The organism is Streptomyces sp. NPDC043861, from assembly GCF_056435905.1.
The window spans coordinates 166,297-184,730 of the sequence record NZ_JBWKDP010000015.1; the positions used below are offsets into that span (position 1 = coordinate 166,297).

Here is an 18,434-nt window from a genome sequence, read left to right on the forward strand (position 1 = left end):
GGGGTCTCCCCCGGCCCCTTGGGGCCGAGGGGACGCATCGCAAGGCGCGAGCATCGCCCTCGTACTGGATGTACTCGGGTGATACGACAACGCAGCGTGGGGGTGCCTCCCAGCGGCAGCTGGGGGACTGCCGTGCAGGCGTCGCGAGTCGGTGGAGCCGGCCGGTCACAGCCCCTTAGCGCTTCGGCCAGTACCAGAGCGGCTCGTCCAGGAGGCTCTCCCGGCCGGCGACCCTTGTCTCGCCGAACTCCTTGACCAGCTCGATGTGCTGCAGGTCCGCCCTGTGCCGACGGCTGCCCGCGAACAGTGCGTCCGCCAGAGGTCGGGCATGCGTCACCACGACGGTCTGGGTGTTCCGGCTCACCGTCAGGATCAGGTCCGCCAAGGGTTCGAGCAGGTCGGGGTGCAGGCTGGTCTCCGGCTCGTTGAGGACCATCAGTGCCGGCGGGCGAGGGGTGAGCAGCGCCGCGACCCAGAGCAGGTAGCGCAACGTGCCGTCGGAGAGCTCAGCCGCCCCCAGGGGACGCAGGAGCCCGTGCTGGTGCAGTTCCAGTTCGAAGCGGCCGTCGCGAGAAACGATGGTGACCCGGCTACCGGGGAAGGCCGCGTCGACGGCCCGGTCCAGGGCCTCGTCGTCGCCGGTCTCCCGGATGGTCTGCCAAGCCGCCGGCAGGTCCGAACCGTCGCCGGACAGGACGGGGGTCCGCGTGCCGATGCGGGCGGAGCGGGCAGGGGCTTCGGCGTCGGTGCGCACGTGGTCGTAGAAGCGCCAGGATCGGATGCGTTCGCGCATGCTCAACAGGTCGGGCGCCAGTTGGGGGTCGGCGAACTCGCTGAGCATCGAGTCGTAGGGGCGCAGCTCGCCCGTGCTGTGGTGCCACTTGCCGTCTGCGGTGCGTGTCCGGACAGCAGGCCCGGACCGGTCGGACAGGAGTGCGGCCGTGCGCAGTACCGGACCCGCCCAGGTCGCTTCGCGTTTGATCTCCGGGTCGAGGTTGAACAGCGACGGGGACGTGCCATTGATCACGGGGATCGGGTGACCCAGGTCGACGGCGTATCCGAAGTCGTCGCCGGCGAAGCCCAGACGGAGACCGACCGGGCCCGTACGTAGCGTTCCCTGGACGGGATGGCGGCCCTCGCGGACCGATCTGCTGACGTTCTCGGGACCGGCCCAGAGAGTGGAGGGCAGTCCGCCCTCACGGGCCAGTGCGGCCACCGCACCGCCGCGAGCCGCGTCGGCAAGCAGGCGCAGAGCACGGTAGAGGCTGGACTTGCCGGTGCCGTTCGCGCCGGTCACCACGGTGAGCCGGCCGAGCGGAACGATCAATTTGCGCAGCGAACGGTAGTTCTCGATCGCCAGGGTGGTGATCACTTCTCGGGCGTTCCTTCGGGAGCCGGGGATCGCGGACACCGGAACGGGCCCGTTGCCCGAGAGGAACCAGCCCGCGATTCCTTGTATGTCGCTCCGATACCGGAGCACGGTCACACAAGAGGACGCGCGCGACACCGGACACGTTTACTCGGCCCTGGGCATCCCTCGGCGCCGAGCCGCGACCGACGAGGAAGGACATCCAGCAGCCCGGAACTTGCGGACCAGGCGGTGTCTCACCAGTCCGAGCCGCTTCTCGACCCGCTCGAGCGCGATGGCTCATCGCCGGTTCCCTGTGCGGGGAGCACGCCACCACCGGCAAGCGGTCCGCGTCCAGGGTCCTCCATCCCGGGGAAGACGTAGCGGACGGATGGCCGCCGGGGTGGAGCACTCTCGTACGGACACTGACAACCCACGGCGGCCGATCGGCGTCTCTCCGGGCGTGATGGAATTCTCCTCCCCTTCCGGTCCCGATGGCTGCAACGACTACGACGACAGCGAGGAGGCCGTCAGGCCCGGCCCTCTGTGGCGCCACACGGTGTGGGTGCTGGGCATCGCCGCACTCGGTGTGGGTGGCGGGTGGGTCACGGCTCTGTCCAAGATCGGTCCCGAGGAGTACGGGTTGCCGAGCATTGCCCCCGGGCCGATCTGGCCCTACCTGGCAGTCTGGGCTGTCATCGGCCTAATGGCGGCCGGCGCGCTGCGGGCGGCAGCGGCACGGGTGCCGGTCTACGCACCGGGCCGGGTCGCCGCAACACTCGTCATTTTCGGGACCAGGGTGTCACTCGGATGGCGACCGGAGGCCCCCCTGCTGGTCGCAATGGCCGCCGCCGCACTGGCGGCCACGACCATCTGGTGTCTGTTCGCGCTGCGCCCGGGTTCCCGGGCACCGACGCGGGAGCACACCGCAGGCGGCGAGGTCGTCCCTCACGCCTAGGGTCTTTCGTTTGGATCATCCGGTAGTGGGACAACGCTGTTGGCCGAAGTGACGATTGCGGTGCCGATCGTGGCGCACTGCCTGGCCGGAGGACTTCCGCAGTGGCTCACTGGATCAGTTCGAAGTGGGGATGGTCCGGGGAGGCGGGGCAGACGTGGAGTTGGAGGTTGTGGCCTCCGACGATGTCGATCAAGGTGAAGTTGCCGTCCCGGGCACCCAGGGGAGGCGGGGCCGGGGTCGTCCGTTCCTCCTCGGCGATCCAGGTCCCGCTGCCGCCATCCCATTCCCAGGAGGCGATGGTGAGGAGCGGGACCGCCTCGGTGCCGCACTCGGGGCAGGAGCGGGGCTTGGGGTCGGTGGGGCTCCAGCAGGTCCAGCCGCCGGTCTTCCAGCCGGGGGCGGTGGAGAGGTTGCACAGGTAGAGCTCGCCCGGGTCGTCCGCGTACGCGCTGTACCGCGCGGGGTCGATCGTCTCCCAGCGGCTATCGTCGTCCAACTGGTCCCGAAGCTCCTCGCTCAGTTCCGAGGGGTGGGGGTACTCGGTGACCTGCTCCGGTGAGAACAGGCACGGCTCCGGGAGGTAGTCCGCGGACTGGACGATCGGCGGCTCGGGCGGTGCGTCGAGGACGTCGGTGACGGTGGCGGAGGAGCGCCAGAAGAGGGCGGTCTTCGGGTGGGCCATCTCGTGGTCGAAGGGGCACCACAGGACCTGGAGGAGGTCCGCGTCGGGCGGGCAGGGGAAGGGGACGTCGCGGGCGTAGAGCTGGGCGACGGGGAGGAGGGGGATCGCGCCGTCGAACCACGGGCGGCCCGCGCTGATCCGCTCCCAGGTCTCCAGTTCCTCGGGGGTCCACTCGGGTGCCTGAGGGGCATGCCGCAGCCGCTCGGCCGCTGTGGCGCGATCCCGGCGGAGGAGCCGGATGTCGTTCGGGGAGAGGATCCTCAGCGACGCGTGCCTGTTGTGCGGCTCATCGCAGTACGGCCACGGCTCGTCGGCAGGCCACAAGAGCGGCCCGCCCACGGAGCTGTCATGCACGGTCGGCGACCCCGGCCGCGGGTGCAGCCGGGTCGCCGTGCGCGCCAGCGGGGCCAGTTGAGGGAAGAGCACGGTCACGTCGAACGGTCGCGGTGGGGTGGTAAAGATGGCGTTCATACGGTGATGCTGCCAGCAGCATCTGACAATGGGTGTACCGAACCACGTCGGCTGACACCACACAGCTTTCCTGAGTCAGCAGGCAGACCAGAGGAGGATGCCGGCGATATGGCGTCCGGCCAGGCAGATGGTCGCGGCCGCCATGACGTCCAGCAAGGTGGGTGCGTCGCCCGCTTGGCCGCCGGTCAGGACGAACGCGAGGGGACGACAGCGGCCGTCGGCGGCAAGATGGATCTTCGTTGTAAGTCCCCCACGCGACCGACCGATGGCGTGGTCGTGCGGCTCGGCCGCCGGGGCTCCCTATTGCGGGGCCCGGCGGCGTGCTGATGAGCGTGCACGATCGTGGAGTGCACCGAGACGACCCAGTCAAGCTCCTTGTCGGCGTCGGCCTGGGCCATCAGCGCCGTGAACACCCGGCTGGGCCTTTCACTTCGAGGTGACGTGCCTGGTGGGGGCGGGAGCGGATCCCGCTCCCGTTACTGGCCCACCCTTCCGTCGATGCACTCGCGCAACAGGTCGGCATGCCCGCAGTGACGGGCGTACTCGTCGATCCTGTGCACCATCAGCTCCCTGACTGCGATCTCGTCCTTCCCCACACGCTCGCCCAGATCCGGGTGCTCGGCCAGCGCGGCGTCGGTGGCGGCCTGCTCGCGCGCCAGATCGGAGAACGCCGCATCGACCACGGCCTGCTCGGCGACCGCTTCGTGGAAGTCCGCGTCCTTCTCTCGGTACAGCTTCGGCAGCGGGTCACCGTCGCTGATCCAGTTGCGCCAGTCCCGTTCCACCTCGGCGAGGTGCCGAACCAGACCGAGCAGCGACATCGTCGACGGCGGAACCGACCGACGGGCCAGCTGCTCCGCATCCAGGCCCTCGCACTTCATTCGCAAGGTCAGGCGATAGTCCGTCAGGCAGTCCTGCAGCGTTGCAAGCTCTCCCTCCGAACTGGCCCCGTCCTTGTTGCGGGGGTCGTCGTCCGGATCGGCCCACATGTCGGGGTAGATGGTTGCGGGGCTCCATCGCGCGGGTTGATCACTCATGCCTCGCATGGTCGTCTGTGACGGACCAGGCTGGCTACTGAGTTTTCACTTCGAGGACATTGTCACAGCAGAGTGTGGCGACGCCGGTTTCGGCGACGTGTGTCCTGTGCCATCGATCGTGGAGCGTATGCCGAGCATATGCCACCGATGTTTGATCACTGGTCGTTCCGTGACGGCGAAGGTTGATCGAGCAGTCAGCGCAGGGCGTTGATCGCACAGAGGGTGCCGAGGAGAAGACCACGAAAGGTCTCGGGCAGGTGCGGCTGGAGGCGGGCTCCGAGGTAGCCGCCGATGTGGCCGTCCGCGCCGCAGCCGAGGCCGAGGAACCAGGGTCGGGGGCGATGCTGCCTTTGTGTGCCGGCGACAGCAGGGCGTAGGTGACGGCATCGACCACTGAGGTGGCGAAGGTGGAGGCGAGCGCCGCCGGGGCGACGTTGGCCACGGGGACGCCGCGGCCGACGAGGATTGGACCGAGGATCGAGGCGCTGCCGATGCTGTGAATGCCGCCCACGACCGCCACGATGAGCGCCGGACCGGTCAGCAGGCGAGGCCGGTGCTGCGTCCGCTTCAGCAGGGTGCGTGTCAGGCCGCCCCCCTCCCCCAGCGGGATGCCATGTGCGGGCCCGCAGGTCGCCGATGGCGCCTGCGGCCGACTGAACGGCATTCAGTTCGCTGTGAGAGGCGGGTGGTTGGGTGGGGTGGCGTCGTCGTCGTGGGTTTCGAGGTAGCGGTCCCGGTTGCCGCGCCGTGCACTGTGCACGGCGGCAAGGCGGGCGTAGTTCGCGGGGATCATGGACCGCTCCCACTCCAGGAGGGTGCGCAAGGCCCATCCGTCATGCTCGTCCGGGTCGAGTTCGATGCTGTCGAGCTGGTGCGCTGTGAGGGCGCCGCCGTCGAAGACGAAACCGATACGGGGCACCGTCCATGCCTTGTCGATGGTGGCGAAGTGTGTGAGCAGCAGAGGGCGGGGACCGGTGACGATGAGGCCGGTTTCTTCCTCGGTCTCCCGGGCTGCGGTCTGGAACGGTGTCTCGCCCTCGTCCATGACGCCGCCGGGCAGCTGCCACACCTCGCCCCGGTTCGGAGAGCGCAGGCACAGCGGTCTGTCGTGTTCGTCGGTGAAGTACATCGAGGCGTACACGATGGCCTTCGGCACCTGGGCGATGTACTCGTGGCGTGGAAGCCATGTGGCGGGGCGGGGCAACGGAGATCCTTCCGATCGTGCGGATGCAGCGGACTTGGGTTCCGGGCGGGGAAGAGCCTGCCGTGCTGCTCGCGCAGCCAGTGACGGCCGCGTGTTCCCTGATTCTCCGTATCAATCTCTGGAACGAGCCGGTGACGCACCGGCGTTCAAGGCGGCGACCGGCCCGTCCGCGTGCCGCGGAGATGGCGCGGCAGACCCGGAACGTACCGACAGTTGTACCCGCGGATCGCGCCACTTCTCTCGGGCGCGAACCGTCGGCATCGGGTCGCGGTGCGGTCGAATGGCCGGGGTGCGCCCGGTCGTCCAGGTCTGACTGGGCCCTGTTCAGCCCGCGTTCAGGATCGCCGGGAGCCTGAGCATGTCGTCGAAGACGACGGTGTCGGGTCCTTCGAGCCACTGCGCGGGGGTCAGGCCCCCGGCGTATCCGAAGGCGCGTATGCCCGCCGCGCGGGCTGCCTGCACGCCGTACTGGCTGTCCTCCACCACCACGCATCGGTCAGGAGCGACGCCCATCCGTTCCGCGGCGTGGAGGAACAGGTCGGGGGCCGGCTTGCCCCGCTCGACCTCGGTGGCGCTGAACATACGGCCCTCGAAGAGGGAGAGAAGACCGGTGAGTCCCAGAGTGAATCGCATCTTCTCGTGGCTCCCGCTGGAGGCGACGCAGACGGGCAGGTGGGCAAGGGCGTCCAGTGCTTCGGCGATGCCGTCCACGGGCGTCAGCGCGTCCAGGAAGGCCTCGCGGTAACGGGCTTCGAGATCTTCCTCCCAGTCCGGTGGAAGGCCGTGCCCGAGATGGGTCTCGATCTCGTTCCTCATCGACTCCGACGTTCGGCCCACGAACCGGTCGACGATCTCGGATTCGGCGAGCCTCCATCCGAGGTCGGCCAGAACCACGGCGTCGACACGTACGGCTACGCGCTCACTGTCGACCAGGACACCGTCGCAGTCGAAGATCACGAGCTCAATCGGGTTGGTCACGGACGCACCATATGAGAAGCGCTCGACAATGTCCTCAATCCTGCCCGATCTCGGGCAGGATTGAGGACATTGAGCGCTCTCGACACTAGAGTCCTCGGTCATGATCACTGCCACAGCACTGGGATCCTTCGCTCTCATCGCGGGTCTGCTCACCGTGACCCCCGGCCTCGACACCACCCTCATCCTGCGCACCAGCGCACTCGGCCAACACAGAAGAGCGTGGGGCGTGGTCCTCGGCATCCAGTCCGGTGTCCTGGTCTGGGGCGTGCTCTCCTCGCTCGGTGTGACGGCCGTGCTCTCCGCATCACACCTTGCCTACGCGACACTTCGCTGGGCGGGAGCCGCCTGTCTGGTGTGGATGGGCAGCCGCCTCCTGGTGTCGGCGCTGCAGCCTCGGCCGGGTACGGCACATGGCGGCACCCGACCGGAGGACCATGCGGACGGCGGGAACACGTTCGGCGGCGGCTGGCGCCAGGGCGCGCTGACGAACCTGCTCAACCCGAAGGTGGGCGCCTTCTACATAGCCGTACTCCCACAGTTCATCCCCGAGGGCTCGCCCCACGTCGCCGCCGGAACCCTGCTGACTGCCGTGCACGTTCTGACCGGCGTGCTGTGGTCGACAGCGCTGATCGCCTGCGCCACAGCGCTGAGCGCCATCCTGCAGCGCCCCTCCTCACGTCGACTGCTCGATCGCATCACCGGCGTGGTCATCGTTGGATTCGGCATCCGCCTGGCCGTCGGTGTCTGAACACCGGGGCCGACCGTGCACCAATGCCCCAGCGCGCGGTGTGTGGCCCGCCCATGCCCCGTTCCGCGTGGCAGTCTTCCGGCAGACATGCCCTGGCCCACCCGTAGCAGACGGAGCCACCCCGGGGCTCGAGTACGCCGGCGAGTTGCAGGTTCCGATTCCCACGCCCGACGTCGGCGAGGCACGGCGGTGCCGGAAACCGCATACGCACCCTGCCGGAACCGACGACATCAGCCAGCACCGCGTGAAAGGTCGTGAAAGGTCAGTGATGAGAACTGGGACGCCAAACGAACGCGGCGCCGCCCGGCCCGGACTCGTCGGGCGATGGCACCGGGCGGCGGATCTGCATCTCACGCCCACGCAGCGGTCGCTGCTGGTGACATGGGTCTCCTTCGGCGTGACCTTCGGTACGGTGCGTGTCATCACGCACGGCATCCGGGGCGGGTGGCTGCCTTGGGGGAACCTCTCCGCCGGCGGCGAGCATCTTCACCACTACAACTTCGGCATCGCCACTCTCGCCGGCATCGGCCTGATCGCCGTGCGCGGCGACGAGGAAGCCGTGGGTCATCCCGCAGTCGCTGCCGCCTACGGGTGCGGAACCGCCCTGATCACCGACGAGTTCGCCCTGCTTCTGGACCTGCAGGACGTCTACTGGGCCGAGCAGGGGCGACTCAGCGTGGACGTCTCACTCGGCTGCCTGTCCGCACTCGGTGCCTACCTGACCGCCAAGCCGTTCTGGCACGAGGTCGCCCGGGTCACCCGCCACCACCTCGCCTCCACAGCCGCCCGGCATCTGCCGGTGGCGCAGTGACGTGGCCCTCTGCCACGTCGGCCACGTGCCCGGTCACAGCGGCAGACACAGAGGTCGTCGCGATGTGACGGGCCATGGCCGACAGCGGGCGGATCCATGCACGCCCCGCAAACGGGTGACGTTTTCACGGCGCGCCCTGTAGCGAAGCGGTCGCGCAGGCAGTGGGGTCGGCGATGGCCGGTAGCGTCCCACGTGCGGTGCGGCCCGGCCGCCCTCTTGGACAGGAGGCACCGCAGTCCTCGCTCGCACCTCCCAAGGTCATGGCAAGGCCCAGAAGGTCACGTCGCGGGCGGAGCCCCCTCCGGAACGACCGGGGCACCGGAATCGCCGTCCGGCGGTGTCCTGCCGCTCCCCTTCCAAGGACTAGCCGATGGATCTGCGTCTCGAAGACCGCGTGTACCTCGTCACCGGTGCGTCGTCCGGGATCGGTGCCGCCGTCGCCCAATTGCTGGCCGCCGAGGGGGCCACCATCGTCGGTGTTGCCCGCAAACCGTGGAGCACCGAGAACCTCGGCGAACGCAGCGAGTCCATCACCGCCGACTTGACCGACCCGGAGGCCGCCGAGTACGTCGTCGACTGTGTGGCCACCCGCCACGGCCGACTGGACGGCCTGGTCAACAACGCGGGAGCGCTGAAGTCCCGTAGCGGCTTCCTCCAGGTCTCCGACGAGGAATGGAAGGCGACGTTCGATCTCAACTTCCATGCTGCGGTACGGATGACCCGTGCGGCACTGCCCGTCCTTCTGAAGTCCGACGCCGCGTCCGTCGTGCACATCGCGAGCGAGGCTGCCCGCTTGCCCGACCCCGGCATCGTCGACTACGCGGCCACGAAGACGGCGCTGCTTTCGGTCTCGAAGACCCTCGCTGCGGAGTTCGGCTCACGAGTGCGCTCGAACGTCGTGTTGCCCGGGCCCACGCGGACCGCGCTCTTCGACGCCCCGGGTGGTTTCGCCGAGCAACTGGGTGAGCGGTTCGGGCTGCCGGCGGACGAGGCCGTCGACCGTTTCATCCGCGAGGAACGGCGCCTGCCGAGCGGCCGGATCGGGCAGCCCGACGATGTGGCCCCTGTCGTGGCATATCTGCTCTCCCCACTCGCCGGACAGATCACCGGATCCGAGTGGAGCGTCGACGGTGGAGCTCTGCGGCAGATCTGACGGCGGCGATGCCCGCCGTGCCGTTGCCACCGGCGCCCGCCCCCGTTCACCGCAGCACCCTTCAGACGGCCGTCGTCGGAGCGCGTCTGCCGGACCGGCCGGCGCAGCAACTCCGGAGCCGGCCGTCTCAGTCCTGGCGGTCTCCGGCGCGGGTGCCGGTTCGCCGGCCCAGGAGTTCGGCCAGCCCGCGGCGCGTGGCGGCGAGAACGACCCGGTCCTCGGCGCGCAGGACGTAGCCGGGATGGAGATTCCACAGCAACCCGCTGGAGCTCCCGCCGCTGCTCTCAGGTCTGGCCGCGGCGAGATCCGGCCGGCGCTCGCCGGGCTCCGAGGTGTCGAGAGCGATGACGCGCCAGGCTCCGGCGTGGAATGCCTCGGCGACGGTGCGGCCCTCGAACTGTGGATGCCCGGCGACGTCGATCGCGGCGAACAACAGCACCTTGCGCTCGACGGGGACGGCTCCGAGGATCTGGCGGCCCATCATCGCCCCGGCGAACGCCGGGGCGGCGAGCGTGGAGACGCTGCGGCTGCGGGTGAGTGCGTCGGGGTGCGCGGCCCGAAGGGTGCGGTACACAGCGGTGGCGAAGTCGTCGTCGTAGAGCCGAAGTGCCACCCGCAGATCCGCCTTGACCGTGCGGGCGTACAGCGCGGCCTCCAGGTTCGTGGTGTCTGCGCTGGTCAGGGCCAGCAGGGCATGGGCACGGTGAATCTTGGCGGCTTCCAGCACGCCCTCCTGTGTGACATCGCCCAGCACCACCGGCACCCGCAGATGGCGAGCGAGCGGGATCCCACGCGCCTCCGGGTCCTCTTCGACACACACCACCGGAATGTCGAGTTCACGCAGTCGGGCCAGCACCCGAGTACCCACCTTGCCGAGTCCCAGCAACACGACGTGTCCCGACAGTCCACGTGGCGGACGACGCAGTGTGTTCGCACCCCGGAAGGCACCGAGTGCCTCCAGCGATCCGGCGACGAGCACCGGCAGCAGGGCGAGACCCACCAGCCCTGCCAGCAGCTGCAGCACCTGGCGGGCGGTGGGTTCACCGACCGCCGGGTCGCCGATTCCGAACAGGTCGAGGAGCGTGATGTAGCCGGCGTGCAGAGGGTGGTCGCCGGTGGTGAGCCACGAGGCGACGGCCAGGGCGACCACGGCCGCTGCCGCACCCGCGAGGGACCAGCGAAGCCGCCGCGAGAAGATCTCCCTCAGCGGTGCACCCCGCCCGGCCATGAGGCGGGGTGACACGGGCGGCCCCGCGTAGGACACCGCCTGCAGCACCACGGTCCCCCGCCCGGTCGCTGCGGCGACCGTGGTGTCGTCGGGCAGCAGCACAGGGCCCTGGGGGCCGCTGCTGTCGGAACCCTCGGCGCCTGCCGGGTCGTTGGTGGTGGACGACAGCAGAGCAAGCGTGCACAGGCCCGGATCGGAAGCCTCGCCCCGTCCCGGCGGTGGCCGCTCCATGGCACGCAGCAGCAGTCCGTCGGCCTGGACGACCTTGCTCGTACCCGTCACGGCTGTAGCCGCCAGCGCGGGGGCGGCAGTGTCGGCGTCGGACAGCACGGTGGTGGAGGCGTCCAGGTCGGCCGTGTCCAGATCCGGCATCGCGACCACGGCCGCCTGGTCGAGCAGGTTCTCCAGATGCTGGCCCAGCTTGCGGTTGTACAGCCGGATCACCAGGCGCAGACGCGGGTTGAGCCGACGCGCGGCCAGCGCGGCCCGGATGTTCGTCTCGTCGTCGTCGTACACGAGGGCCAGAGCCTCGGCGTGCTCGACGCCGGCCCGGCCGAGCGTCTCCTCCGTCGGTCCGGTGGCCTCAAGCTCGCTGATGGGCAGGAGGAACTCACCGCTGGAGCCGACTTCGTCACCGCTGCCCGGCCGGTTCATCGCGGCAGAGACCCGTCCGAGCAAGGAGGCGGCGCGCATGCGGTTCGTGGCGACGGCCGGCCTGCTCGTGGAGGAGCGGGACGGCGGGACGATCAACGTCACACGCTCCCCGTACACATCGTGCAACTCTGCTGCGAGCCGAGTGGCCAAGGCGTCGTCACCGCAGACGATCATCTGTCCGGCCGGTACGACACGCTGGGGCTGCTGAGGAAGTAGTGAGGACACGCGCCCAAGAATCTCTTGCGGACAGGGCCAGTTGCACCCCTGCACGGCCAACTGCTTGCCTTTTCCCGATATCGGCGAGCATGGCTCACCTGGTATCGACGGAGCCCGACCACCGGCGAGGGGCCGCTCGGCAGCCGATGAACCACGAAACCCCGCGGGCGGGTGTCCCGGGCGGGCGCTGTCTGCTCTCGGCACGACACGGTCCATGCAGGGCCGGGACCACCACCGCTCTGCGCGCGGCCGCGACGAGAGCTGGCCGCTGCGGGATGTGCAGTCCGACCCCTGCCTCACAGCGAGCCCGGCCCGGCCCCGCGGCTCGGCCCACCCGGCCCCGGCAGGAGATCAAAGCCGCCGCCCTCGTCGGATCGCCGAAGGCTGCCGCCTTGGCCGCGACGCTGGTCAAGCGATGCAACCGCATCTAGTGTCACCTGTACGGGGAAGAGACCCGCGACGAGGACGCCGACGGCATCCCCGGCATCTACCGATCAATGGGCACGCCGAGCGACTCCTCGCCACCATCGACGAGCGCCGACGAGGGCGGCCATGGACACATCCGTGATGACCGTGGTGATCGTGACCGCCACGCTGGTGATCAGAACCGCCGTCCTCGAGCTGCGGCAACCGGGCAGCGCCCGCCGCGAGTGGGCCTTCGCCCGCGACAGTCGGGCCTGGGGAGCGGGGCTGGCGTCGGCGATCCTGCTCGGCGCCGCGGGCCTGCAATCGGCAGACTTCGGCTCGGTGGCATGGGTCCTTCTCGTGGGCCTGCTCGTCGCGATCGTCGTGGGCCGGCAACCGCCCGGCCCGTAGCCGTCACGGGACGGGGCGGACGGGGCCACGCGTTGAGCTCGTGATGCGTTCCGGGCGGGTGTCGGCGTCCTGGCGCCGGCAGGCGCCCGTCAACCTGCTTGCGGGAGTCGCTGGACACCGGCGCGGCCCGCCGGGGGGTTCCGCTAGTCCCGCGTGGGTCGACGGTTGCTCAGGACTCATCGGCGACCCGCTCGGCGGCGCTGCGCTCGACGCAGAACTCGTCGCCCTCGGTATCGATGAGAGTGGCCCGGGCGGACCCGTCGGCACGGCGGTGGTCGCCCACCTGCACGACGGCGCTGATGGGCATCGGCGCACACGACGAGCCCTGAACGAGGCTCGGGAGCCCTCACCGTCTTCCGGTTCTCCAGGCCGTCTGGGCGCCTTCCGGGTGCACCAGCCAGTCGCCCGCGCCTCATGGTGCAGAGCCGCGCGAAAACCCAGGGGACACCATCCAGGGGGCGCGCGTCTGGGACGCGGTCGACACTCCCACACCTCACCAATTGTCCTATTTACACCTTTTCCTGTGATTCCATGTGTTCTCTTTCGCCCTTTCCGGAAGACAGGGGCGTGACGGCTGGTCACACAGAAGGAGAGCTACGTCGGATGTCTGAATCACAGGGCACGGATGCGGAGACGCCGCCCCCTCCGAAGACCGCGGCGCTGAGCCGTCACTGGAAGATCGCCGTTCTCACCGCAGCCGGACTCGCCACCATCGCGGGAACCACCGGCGTCGTGGCCGTCACCAACTCCGGAACGGATGGGACGAGCTCCGCCTCCTCCATCGCGGACAGCGGAAAGGCCAAGGCCGACCCCGTGGCCGACGCGGCCCCCGCACCTGACGGAATGGAAGACGGCGGGGACGGCGACTACCGGCCCGAGCACTCCGGAAACCCCGGGTCGAACGGCAACCGGGCGGAAGGCGGCAACTCCAGCTCCAAGGGCGGCGAGGGCAGGAAAGAGGACGACGAGGAGCACGACCGTCACGACGATCACGACGATCACGACAGGAAGAAGCACCGCCACGACCGGGACCATGACAAGGTCACGGATGTGGGCTGCGATCCGAATGAACTGATCCTGGCGATCGCCGACGCGAACGACAACAGCGGGGGGACCCTGCGCCTGGCGGAGAAGTGCACCTACGCGCTGACCGCCAACGTCGACGGAAACGGCCTGCCCAGGATCGTCCAGCCCATCACCATCCTCGGCAACGGCGCAACCATCGCCCGCGCCGCCAACGCCGCCCAGTTCCGCATCTTCGAAGTCGGCTCAGGCGGCGACCTGAAGCTCCGCCACCTCACCCTCACCCGAGGCAAGACAGCGGCCACCGATCCGAGCGGCGGGGCCATCAACGTCGACGCCGCAGGACGGCTCGACCTCGACCACGTCACCCTCACCGACAACACCGTCGACAACCTGAACGTCGGGGTCGCCGGCGGCATCCTCAACGCAGGCACCACCAGCATCCGCAACAGCACCCTCAGCAAGAACTCGGGCAACGACGGCTCCGCCGTCGTCAACAACGGGGGCAGGCTCGAGATCACCACCACCGAGATCACCAGCAACTTCGGCGACGCCGTCGACGGTGTCGGCACCATCCTCAACGCCGGCGGTTCCACAAAGATCGTCAAGAGCCTGATCAGCCATAACCAAACCGCCCTGACCAGCGGAATCGCCAACCTCAGCGGCGCAGTCGAGGTTGAGAAGAGCAAGATCACCCACAACTTCGCCGCGTCGTTCGGCGGCGGCATCGGTCACCTCGGGGGCACCCTCTCCGTGCGCAAGAGCACCATCAGCGACAACGTGTCGGCCTCGGGCGGAGGCGGCGGCATCTTCCTCCAGGTGCCCGCGGTGATCCAGAACAGCAAGATCACCGACAATGTCACCACCGGCACCGCAGCCCACGGCGGCGGTATCTTCGCCTCTGGAATCGAGCTCGCGATCCGCGGCACGAAAATCCTCGGCAACCGGGCCGTGGGCAACGGCAGCACCGGGGGAGGCATCTTCGTCAACACCGGCAGGCTCGTCACCCTCACCGACACCAAGGTGAAGGACAACACCTCCGACGAGCCCGCCGGCGGCGTCCAGAACCAGGGCACTGTCGTCACCAACGGCAAGGTCCGCATCATCGACAACGTCCCCACCAACTGCCAGGGCAGCACCAACCCCGTCCCCCACTGCTTCGGCTGATATCCCACCATCCCGGGCAGCCCCGCCGGCCACCCACCGCACGACCCCAAGCCCCTGTCTGAGGCATGCCGCCCGGGCGGGCCGCCGCGGGGCCTCCCGTGACCTTCATGGGATGCCTGCTCGGGATCCACGCCAATGACGGAGGTACCAGGCGCTGTCAGCGCACCGGCGGACGGGCGAGCCGACGGTCGCAAGGCGGCCGTACCGCTCGGGAGTGAGGAGAACGATTGGCCCGCTGCGAGGTGTGCATCCCGCGGGATGCACACCTCGCAGCGTCGTCCGGGCCGTCCGGATCGTCAGGACACGGACGGCCCGTCAGCGGGGAGACCACGCGTCTGCAACCCGTGGGCGCTCAGGAAGCCCAGCCAGCGGGCGGCCTCATCGGCCGATTCGGCAGCGCGGTTCAGACCTGCCGGTAGCGCGCCGTCCAGGATGCGGGTCACCCCGAAGGCGAGCGGCAGGGAGACGCACTTCGCCATGGCGCTCTCCGTCTCGTCGCCCGTCAGGTCGAGCACGTCCGACCCGCGCCACAGGGTCTCGCGCGCCGGCCCATGGAGTTCCAGAGCAACCGTGAGCACCACACGGTCGCGATCGTTCTCGCCCGTCGGGTACTGCTCGGCCAGCTTCGCGGCGAGGGCCCTGACGCGGGCCTCGTCTTGGGTCCGTACGGTGTCGAAAACGTCCGTCCAGGCCGCGCGCCAGCCCGCGTTGCGGAGCGTCCCGCGGATGAACGTCGTCGGCCGCCAGCCGGCCGGGAAACCGTACTGCGCAATGAAGGGCACGCTGTCGCGATTGGGGTAGACCTCGAAGTCCTCCCCTTCCAGGACCAAGGGCCGGGTTGCCTCCCACGGATGCGGTGCCGTGCACTCGACACCTCCGTCGATGTACCGTGCCGGCGAACCGAGGGCGGCCAGCACCCCGTACGGCGCCCAGCTGAACCGGTATCGGAAGTCGTTCGGCTCGGCCGGGAGGCCCCCGCAGTACGAGGTGAAGGTCACGCTCGCGTCCTCGCCGGCTTCCTGCCGGGCCCGCTCGACCAGCAGGTGCGCCATCAGATGGTCGATACCCGGGTCCAGTCCGGCCTCCGCCAGGACCACCAGACCGTCATCGGCCGCGTGAGCGGCCTGCTTGTCCAGCGCTTCGGACACATAGCTGGTGCAGGCGAAGTGGGCCCGGCGGGCCGCGGCCAGCTCCAGCAGACGGGGGTGCTCGGCGGCGGGCAGCATGGAGACGACCACGTCCCCCGCCCGCACCTCGGCCTCCAGCGCACCGGGTTCCAGGGCCCGCACGTCGGCGCGGCCCTCCAGGCCCAGGGACGCCAGTCTGTGGGCGGCCCGCTCGGCGGTGCGGTCCCACAACACCACGCGTTCGGCTCGTTCCCACAACAGGGCGAGGCCGGTGCGGCCGGTGGACAGGCCGGTGCCCACCCAGTGGACGGTACCGCTCGCGGCGGCCGGTGCCTTACTCGTCATCATGGGTCTCCTCATCGGGCGCGCCCTGCGCACGGACCGCCCTCTCGAACGTGTGCCGGCAGCGCGTCCAGGGCGAGCCCTCGTCGCCCAGGCGCATCAGTTGGGGGTGGAGTTCGGCCGAGAAGGCCTCGCTGGCCTCGACCGGCAGCAGTGAAGGCAGGTTGTCGATGGCGATGACGTCGACGGGGTGTTCTCCGCCCCGCAGCCGCCGGGCGGGCCGGTCCCAGTCGGTGATCTCGTCGTAGACCGGCAGGACGTTGCACTCGGACGTCACATCGCACGTCACGTCCGCGACGACGGAGAGACGGCAGCGCGGGTCGTCGAGGTCGGCAGTCGTGAGGAACGGTGGCACCGGACTGGTCACCAACACGGTGTTGATCAGGATGTCGTGCCCGAGCAGAGCATCCCGGTCCAGGTTCCGCGTCTCGGCGAGGTCCCAGCGGACCGGCTTGATGCCGGCGGCCTCCAAGGCGTCACACGCCCCCCGACCGCTGCGCCCCAGGGCTCCGATCACCAGCGCGTCGCCTCCGCTCCGGGCGCCCAGGAGGGCATCCAGCTCGGCCCGCTCCAGCGGGCGCAGGGGCGTGCGCAGCTCGCCGCGCCGGTGCAGCACCGCGAGCGCCGCGCCCACGTAGCCCGCCCAGTACCCGAACGCTGCCAGTCGGCGCCCGGCGTCGTCGGTGAGGTACTCCAGGTCCAGCAGCACGCCTCCGCCTGCAGCGAACCGGCTCAGGAGCTCGTCGGCTCCCGACTGTCCCTTGTAGGCGTGGCCGAAGTAGATGTGCCGGTGCCTGAGGGAGCGCGGCTCGTCCGGCAGTTCTTTCAGACCAAGGACGTAGTGGTCCTCGGGCGCGTCCACCCAGCTTCCGGGCGGCGCGATGCGACAACCCGCCCGGACGTAGTCGGCCAGGGGGAACACGCGTTGGGGCGACTCCTCCACCGTGATCCGCACCCCCTGGCTCACCAGGCGGGCGGCGTGCTCGGGCACGAGGGGCGCGCGGCGCTCGCTCCGGCGCGACTCGTGCCGCATCCACAGCTGTGGGAGGTCCGGCATCGGTGTGGTTCCTTCCTGTCTGTCGACGGTCATCGCGGGTGAGCCGGAGGACCGCGGGCATCCACGGCGACCTGCGGCTCCTCGCCCGGTCCTGCGAACGGCCACGATCCCCCGGAGGTCACACCATGTCAGGCCGGCATCGTGAAGAGCTGCTCCGTCGTGACGCGGACGAGGTCGTGTGCCCGCTCCGCATTGGCCGCCGCCTCATCGGTGCTGCCGCCGGTGCACAGGATGTAGCCCTGGCGCGCCGTGGACGACGTGAGAGCGCCGATCGTCTGCCCTGTCTCCAGTGTGCACTGGAGTCTGACGACACCGTCGGCCTTCCCGGCGTCGGTGACGCCGTCGACGCCGAGGACCCGGACGTCTTCGTACGAGAAGAAGCGGATCGCAGCCGCGGCGGCCACCGGCGTGCGGTCGGGACGGGGCAGGCCGAGCAGGGCTGCGAATGTCTCCGCCATCAGGTCGACACCACTGACCATTTCGCACAACTCCCAGATCTGGTCGCCGCCGACCCGGGTCTGCGCTTCGATCAGCTTCGGGCCGGCGTCGGTGAGACGCAGCTCCGTGTGCACCGGGCCGTCCTTCTGCTCGATGAGCGTGAGGAAGCGGATGACGAGACCCTCGATCGCCGTGCGTGACGCCTCGTCCAGCCTGGCGGGTACCTGGTGCCCGGTCTCGACGAAGCGCGGCAGCTCCGTGGTGACCTTCTCCGTGATGGCGGCGATCTCATGCCGTCCGTCCACCGAGATCGACTCGATGCTGAATTCCGGGCCGGTCAGGAACTCCTCGGCGAGGACCGGACCGTCCGTGGCCTTGCGCGTCCACTCCCACCTTTCGGCGAGCTGCTCCCGGGTTTCGGCCAGGAAGACGCCCTCGCTGAGCCCGCCGTCGTGCGGTTTGAGCACGACGGCGACGCCGCCGAGGTCCTCCATGAACCGGCGGGCGTCGTCGAGATCGGCGCAGAGTCGGTGGCGTACGGGGCTGAGGCCGTGCCGGTCGAGCAGTTCCCGCGTCCTGGTCTTGTCCCGGGTCAGTTCCACGGCGGTCAGATTGTCCCCGGGGACACCCAGTTCCCGGGCGCACCGGGAGGCCGGGTACAGACCGTACTCGGTGAACGACGCCACCGCGTCGAAGGGGTCGATCGAGTGCCAGGCTCGTGCAACGGCCAGGACCTCGTCGAGGTTTCGGTAGTCCAGCACGGCGTAGTGGGCCGCGTTCGCGTACTGCCGTTCGCCGACCCGCTCGGGGATCTGCATCATGGAGTAGCGCACACCGAGCTTGTCCAGCTTGTCCAGTTCGCTGCCCGGTCCTCCGACCAGCAGTACGTGCTTCTGCGTCATTGCCCTCGAACTCCTGCGTACGCGACGAGATGAAGAGCCGGGCTCCGCCGTGGGACGGGGCCCGGCTCGTTGGA

The 18,434-nt window shown here is 69.6% G+C and carries 15 protein-coding genes and 3 pseudogenes; 6 read left to right on the plus strand and 12 right to left on the minus strand.

All coding sequences use genetic code 11. The features are described 5' to 3' along the window. Positions 1–175: 175 nt before the first annotated feature. Complete coding sequence (locus AC068D_RS29200; RefSeq protein ID WP_478826084.1) at positions 176–1,372, minus strand: AAA family ATPase; 1,197 nt, start codon at positions 1,370–1,372, stop codon at positions 176–178. A gap of 442 nt (positions 1,373–1,814) precedes the next feature. Here AC068D_RS29200 and AC068D_RS29205 point away from each other — a divergent pair, with 442 nt between their 5' ends. After that, a complete protein-coding gene (locus AC068D_RS29205; RefSeq protein WP_478826085.1) occupies positions 1,815–2,306 on the plus strand; it encodes a hypothetical protein in 492 nt (163 codons plus the stop codon). A gap of 106 nt (positions 2,307–2,412) precedes the next feature. On the opposite strand, the gene AC068D_RS29210 is transcribed toward AC068D_RS29205, so the two are convergent. The 6 genes and pseudogenes from AC068D_RS29210 to AC068D_RS29235 all read right to left on the minus strand — a co-directional run bounded on the left by AC068D_RS29210 (position 2,413) and on the right by AC068D_RS29235 (position 6,678). Next, on the minus strand, positions 2,413–3,459 hold the full coding sequence (locus tag AC068D_RS29210; protein WP_478826086.1) for a hypothetical protein: 1,047 nt from the start codon (positions 3,457–3,459) through the stop codon (positions 2,413–2,415). Between the two features lie 147 nt (positions 3,460–3,606). Next, a pseudogene (locus AC068D_RS29215) lies at positions 3,607–3,744 on the minus strand (IS5/IS1182 family transposase); the annotation flags it as partial. Between the two features lie 191 nt (positions 3,745–3,935). Then, positions 3,936–4,505 carry a DinB family protein gene (locus tag AC068D_RS29220; protein WP_478826087.1) on the minus strand — a complete coding sequence of 190 codons (570 nt, stop codon included), beginning with the start codon at positions 4,503–4,505 and terminating at the stop codon, positions 3,936–3,938. 185 nt (positions 4,506–4,690) lie between these two features. After that, positions 4,691–5,064: pseudogene (locus AC068D_RS29225) on the minus strand (TSUP family transporter); the annotation flags it as partial. A 96-nt stretch (positions 5,065–5,160) separates the two neighbouring features. Continuing rightward, a complete protein-coding gene (locus AC068D_RS29230) occupies positions 5,161–5,700 on the minus strand; it encodes an NUDIX domain-containing protein (RefSeq protein WP_478826088.1) in 540 nt (179 codons plus the stop codon). Positions 5,701–6,024: 324 nt separating this feature from the next. Beyond that, positions 6,025–6,678 (minus strand): HAD family hydrolase, encoded by a 654-nt coding sequence (locus AC068D_RS29235; protein ID WP_478826089.1) that lies wholly within the window; start codon positions 6,676–6,678, stop codon positions 6,025–6,027. A gap of 100 nt (positions 6,679–6,778) precedes the next feature. Here AC068D_RS29235 and AC068D_RS29240 point away from each other — a divergent pair, with 100 nt between their 5' ends. From AC068D_RS29240 to AC068D_RS29250, 3 genes are all read left to right on the plus strand, one after another. Next, positions 6,779–7,426 (plus strand): LysE family translocator, encoded by a 648-nt coding sequence (locus tag AC068D_RS29240; protein WP_478826090.1) that lies wholly within the window; start codon positions 6,779–6,781, stop codon positions 7,424–7,426. Between the two features lie 268 nt (positions 7,427–7,694). Then, a complete protein-coding gene (locus tag AC068D_RS29245) occupies positions 7,695–8,237 on the plus strand; it encodes a hypothetical protein (protein WP_478826091.1) in 543 nt (180 codons plus the stop codon). A gap of 370 nt (positions 8,238–8,607) precedes the next feature. After that, positions 8,608–9,390, plus strand: a complete 783-nt coding sequence (locus tag AC068D_RS29250) for an SDR family NAD(P)-dependent oxidoreductase (protein WP_478826092.1) — start codon at positions 8,608–8,610, stop codon at positions 9,388–9,390. A gap of 127 nt (positions 9,391–9,517) precedes the next feature. Here AC068D_RS29250 and AC068D_RS29255 read toward each other — a convergent pair whose 3' ends face one another. Continuing rightward, the gene (locus AC068D_RS29255) at positions 9,518–11,509 is read right to left on the minus strand and encodes an NAD-binding protein (RefSeq protein WP_478826132.1); all 1,992 of its coding nucleotides are present in this window, start codon (positions 11,507–11,509) and stop codon (positions 9,518–9,520) included. A 531-nt stretch (positions 11,510–12,040) separates the two neighbouring features. Here AC068D_RS29255 and AC068D_RS29260 point away from each other — a divergent pair. Then, positions 12,041–12,304 (plus strand): hypothetical protein, encoded by a 264-nt coding sequence (locus tag AC068D_RS29260; protein WP_478826093.1) that lies wholly within the window; start codon positions 12,041–12,043, stop codon positions 12,302–12,304. A gap of 169 nt (positions 12,305–12,473) precedes the next feature. Here the strand turns inward: AC068D_RS29260 and AC068D_RS29265 are convergent. Then, positions 12,474–12,587 (minus strand): annotated as a pseudogene (locus tag AC068D_RS29265) (VOC family protein); the annotation flags it as partial. A gap of 320 nt (positions 12,588–12,907) precedes the next feature. On the opposite strand from AC068D_RS29265, the gene AC068D_RS29270 reads away from it, so the two are divergent. Beyond that, on the plus strand, positions 12,908–14,494 hold the full coding sequence (locus AC068D_RS29270) for a hypothetical protein (protein ID WP_478826094.1): 1,587 nt from the start codon (positions 12,908–12,910) through the stop codon (positions 14,492–14,494). Positions 14,495–14,790: 296 nt separating this feature from the next. Here AC068D_RS29270 and AC068D_RS29275 read toward each other — a convergent pair whose 3' ends face one another. From AC068D_RS29275 to AC068D_RS29285, 3 genes are all read right to left on the minus strand, one after another. Further along, positions 14,791–15,966 carry a saccharopine dehydrogenase family protein gene (locus AC068D_RS29275; RefSeq protein ID WP_478826095.1) on the minus strand — a complete coding sequence of 392 codons (1,176 nt, stop codon included), beginning with the start codon at positions 15,964–15,966 and terminating at the stop codon, positions 14,791–14,793. After that, positions 15,956–17,020 (minus strand): saccharopine dehydrogenase, encoded by a 1,065-nt coding sequence (locus AC068D_RS29280; protein ID WP_478826096.1) that lies wholly within the window; start codon positions 17,018–17,020, stop codon positions 15,956–15,958. Before AC068D_RS29280 ends, AC068D_RS29275 begins: the two co-directional genes overlap by 11 nt. A gap of 128 nt (positions 17,021–17,148) precedes the next feature. After that, on the minus strand, positions 17,149–18,360 hold the full coding sequence (locus tag AC068D_RS29285; RefSeq protein WP_478826097.1) for an ATP-grasp domain-containing protein: 1,212 nt from the start codon (positions 18,358–18,360) through the stop codon (positions 17,149–17,151). Positions 18,361–18,434 lie beyond the last annotated feature (74 nt).

Bases quoted from the DNA above. Each gene is read 5' to 3' on its own strand.
- AC068D_RS29250 (WP_478826092.1), top strand. From the start codon at position 8,608: ATGGATCTGCGTCTCGAAGACCGCGTGTACCTCGTCACCGGTGCGTCG.
- AC068D_RS29275 (WP_478826095.1), bottom strand. From the start codon at position 15,966: ATGACGAGTAAGGCACCGGCCGCCGCGAGCGGTACCGTCCACTGGGTG.
- AC068D_RS29240 (WP_478826090.1), top strand. From the start codon at position 6,779: ATGATCACTGCCACAGCACTGGGATCCTTCGCTCTCATCGCGGGTCTG.
- AC068D_RS29220 (WP_478826087.1), bottom strand. From the start codon at position 4,505: ATGCGAGGCATGAGTGATCAACCCGCGCGATGGAGCCCCGCAACCATC.
- AC068D_RS29270 (WP_478826094.1), top strand. From the start codon at position 12,908: ATGTCTGAATCACAGGGCACGGATGCGGAGACGCCGCCCCCTCCGAAG.
- AC068D_RS29245 (WP_478826091.1), top strand. From the start codon at position 7,695: ATGAGAACTGGGACGCCAAACGAACGCGGCGCCGCCCGGCCCGGACTC.
- AC068D_RS29280 (WP_478826096.1), bottom strand. From the start codon at position 17,020: ATGCCGGACCTCCCACAGCTGTGGATGCGGCACGAGTCGCGCCGGAGC.
- AC068D_RS29210 (WP_478826086.1), bottom strand. From the start codon at position 3,459: ATGAACGCCATCTTTACCACCCCACCGCGACCGTTCGACGTGACCGTG.
- AC068D_RS29205 (WP_478826085.1), top strand. From the start codon at position 1,815: ATGGAATTCTCCTCCCCTTCCGGTCCCGATGGCTGCAACGACTACGAC.
- AC068D_RS29260 (WP_478826093.1), top strand. From the start codon at position 12,041: ATGGACACATCCGTGATGACCGTGGTGATCGTGACCGCCACGCTGGTG.
- AC068D_RS29285 (WP_478826097.1), bottom strand. From the start codon at position 18,360: ATGACGCAGAAGCACGTACTGCTGGTCGGAGGACCGGGCAGCGAACTG.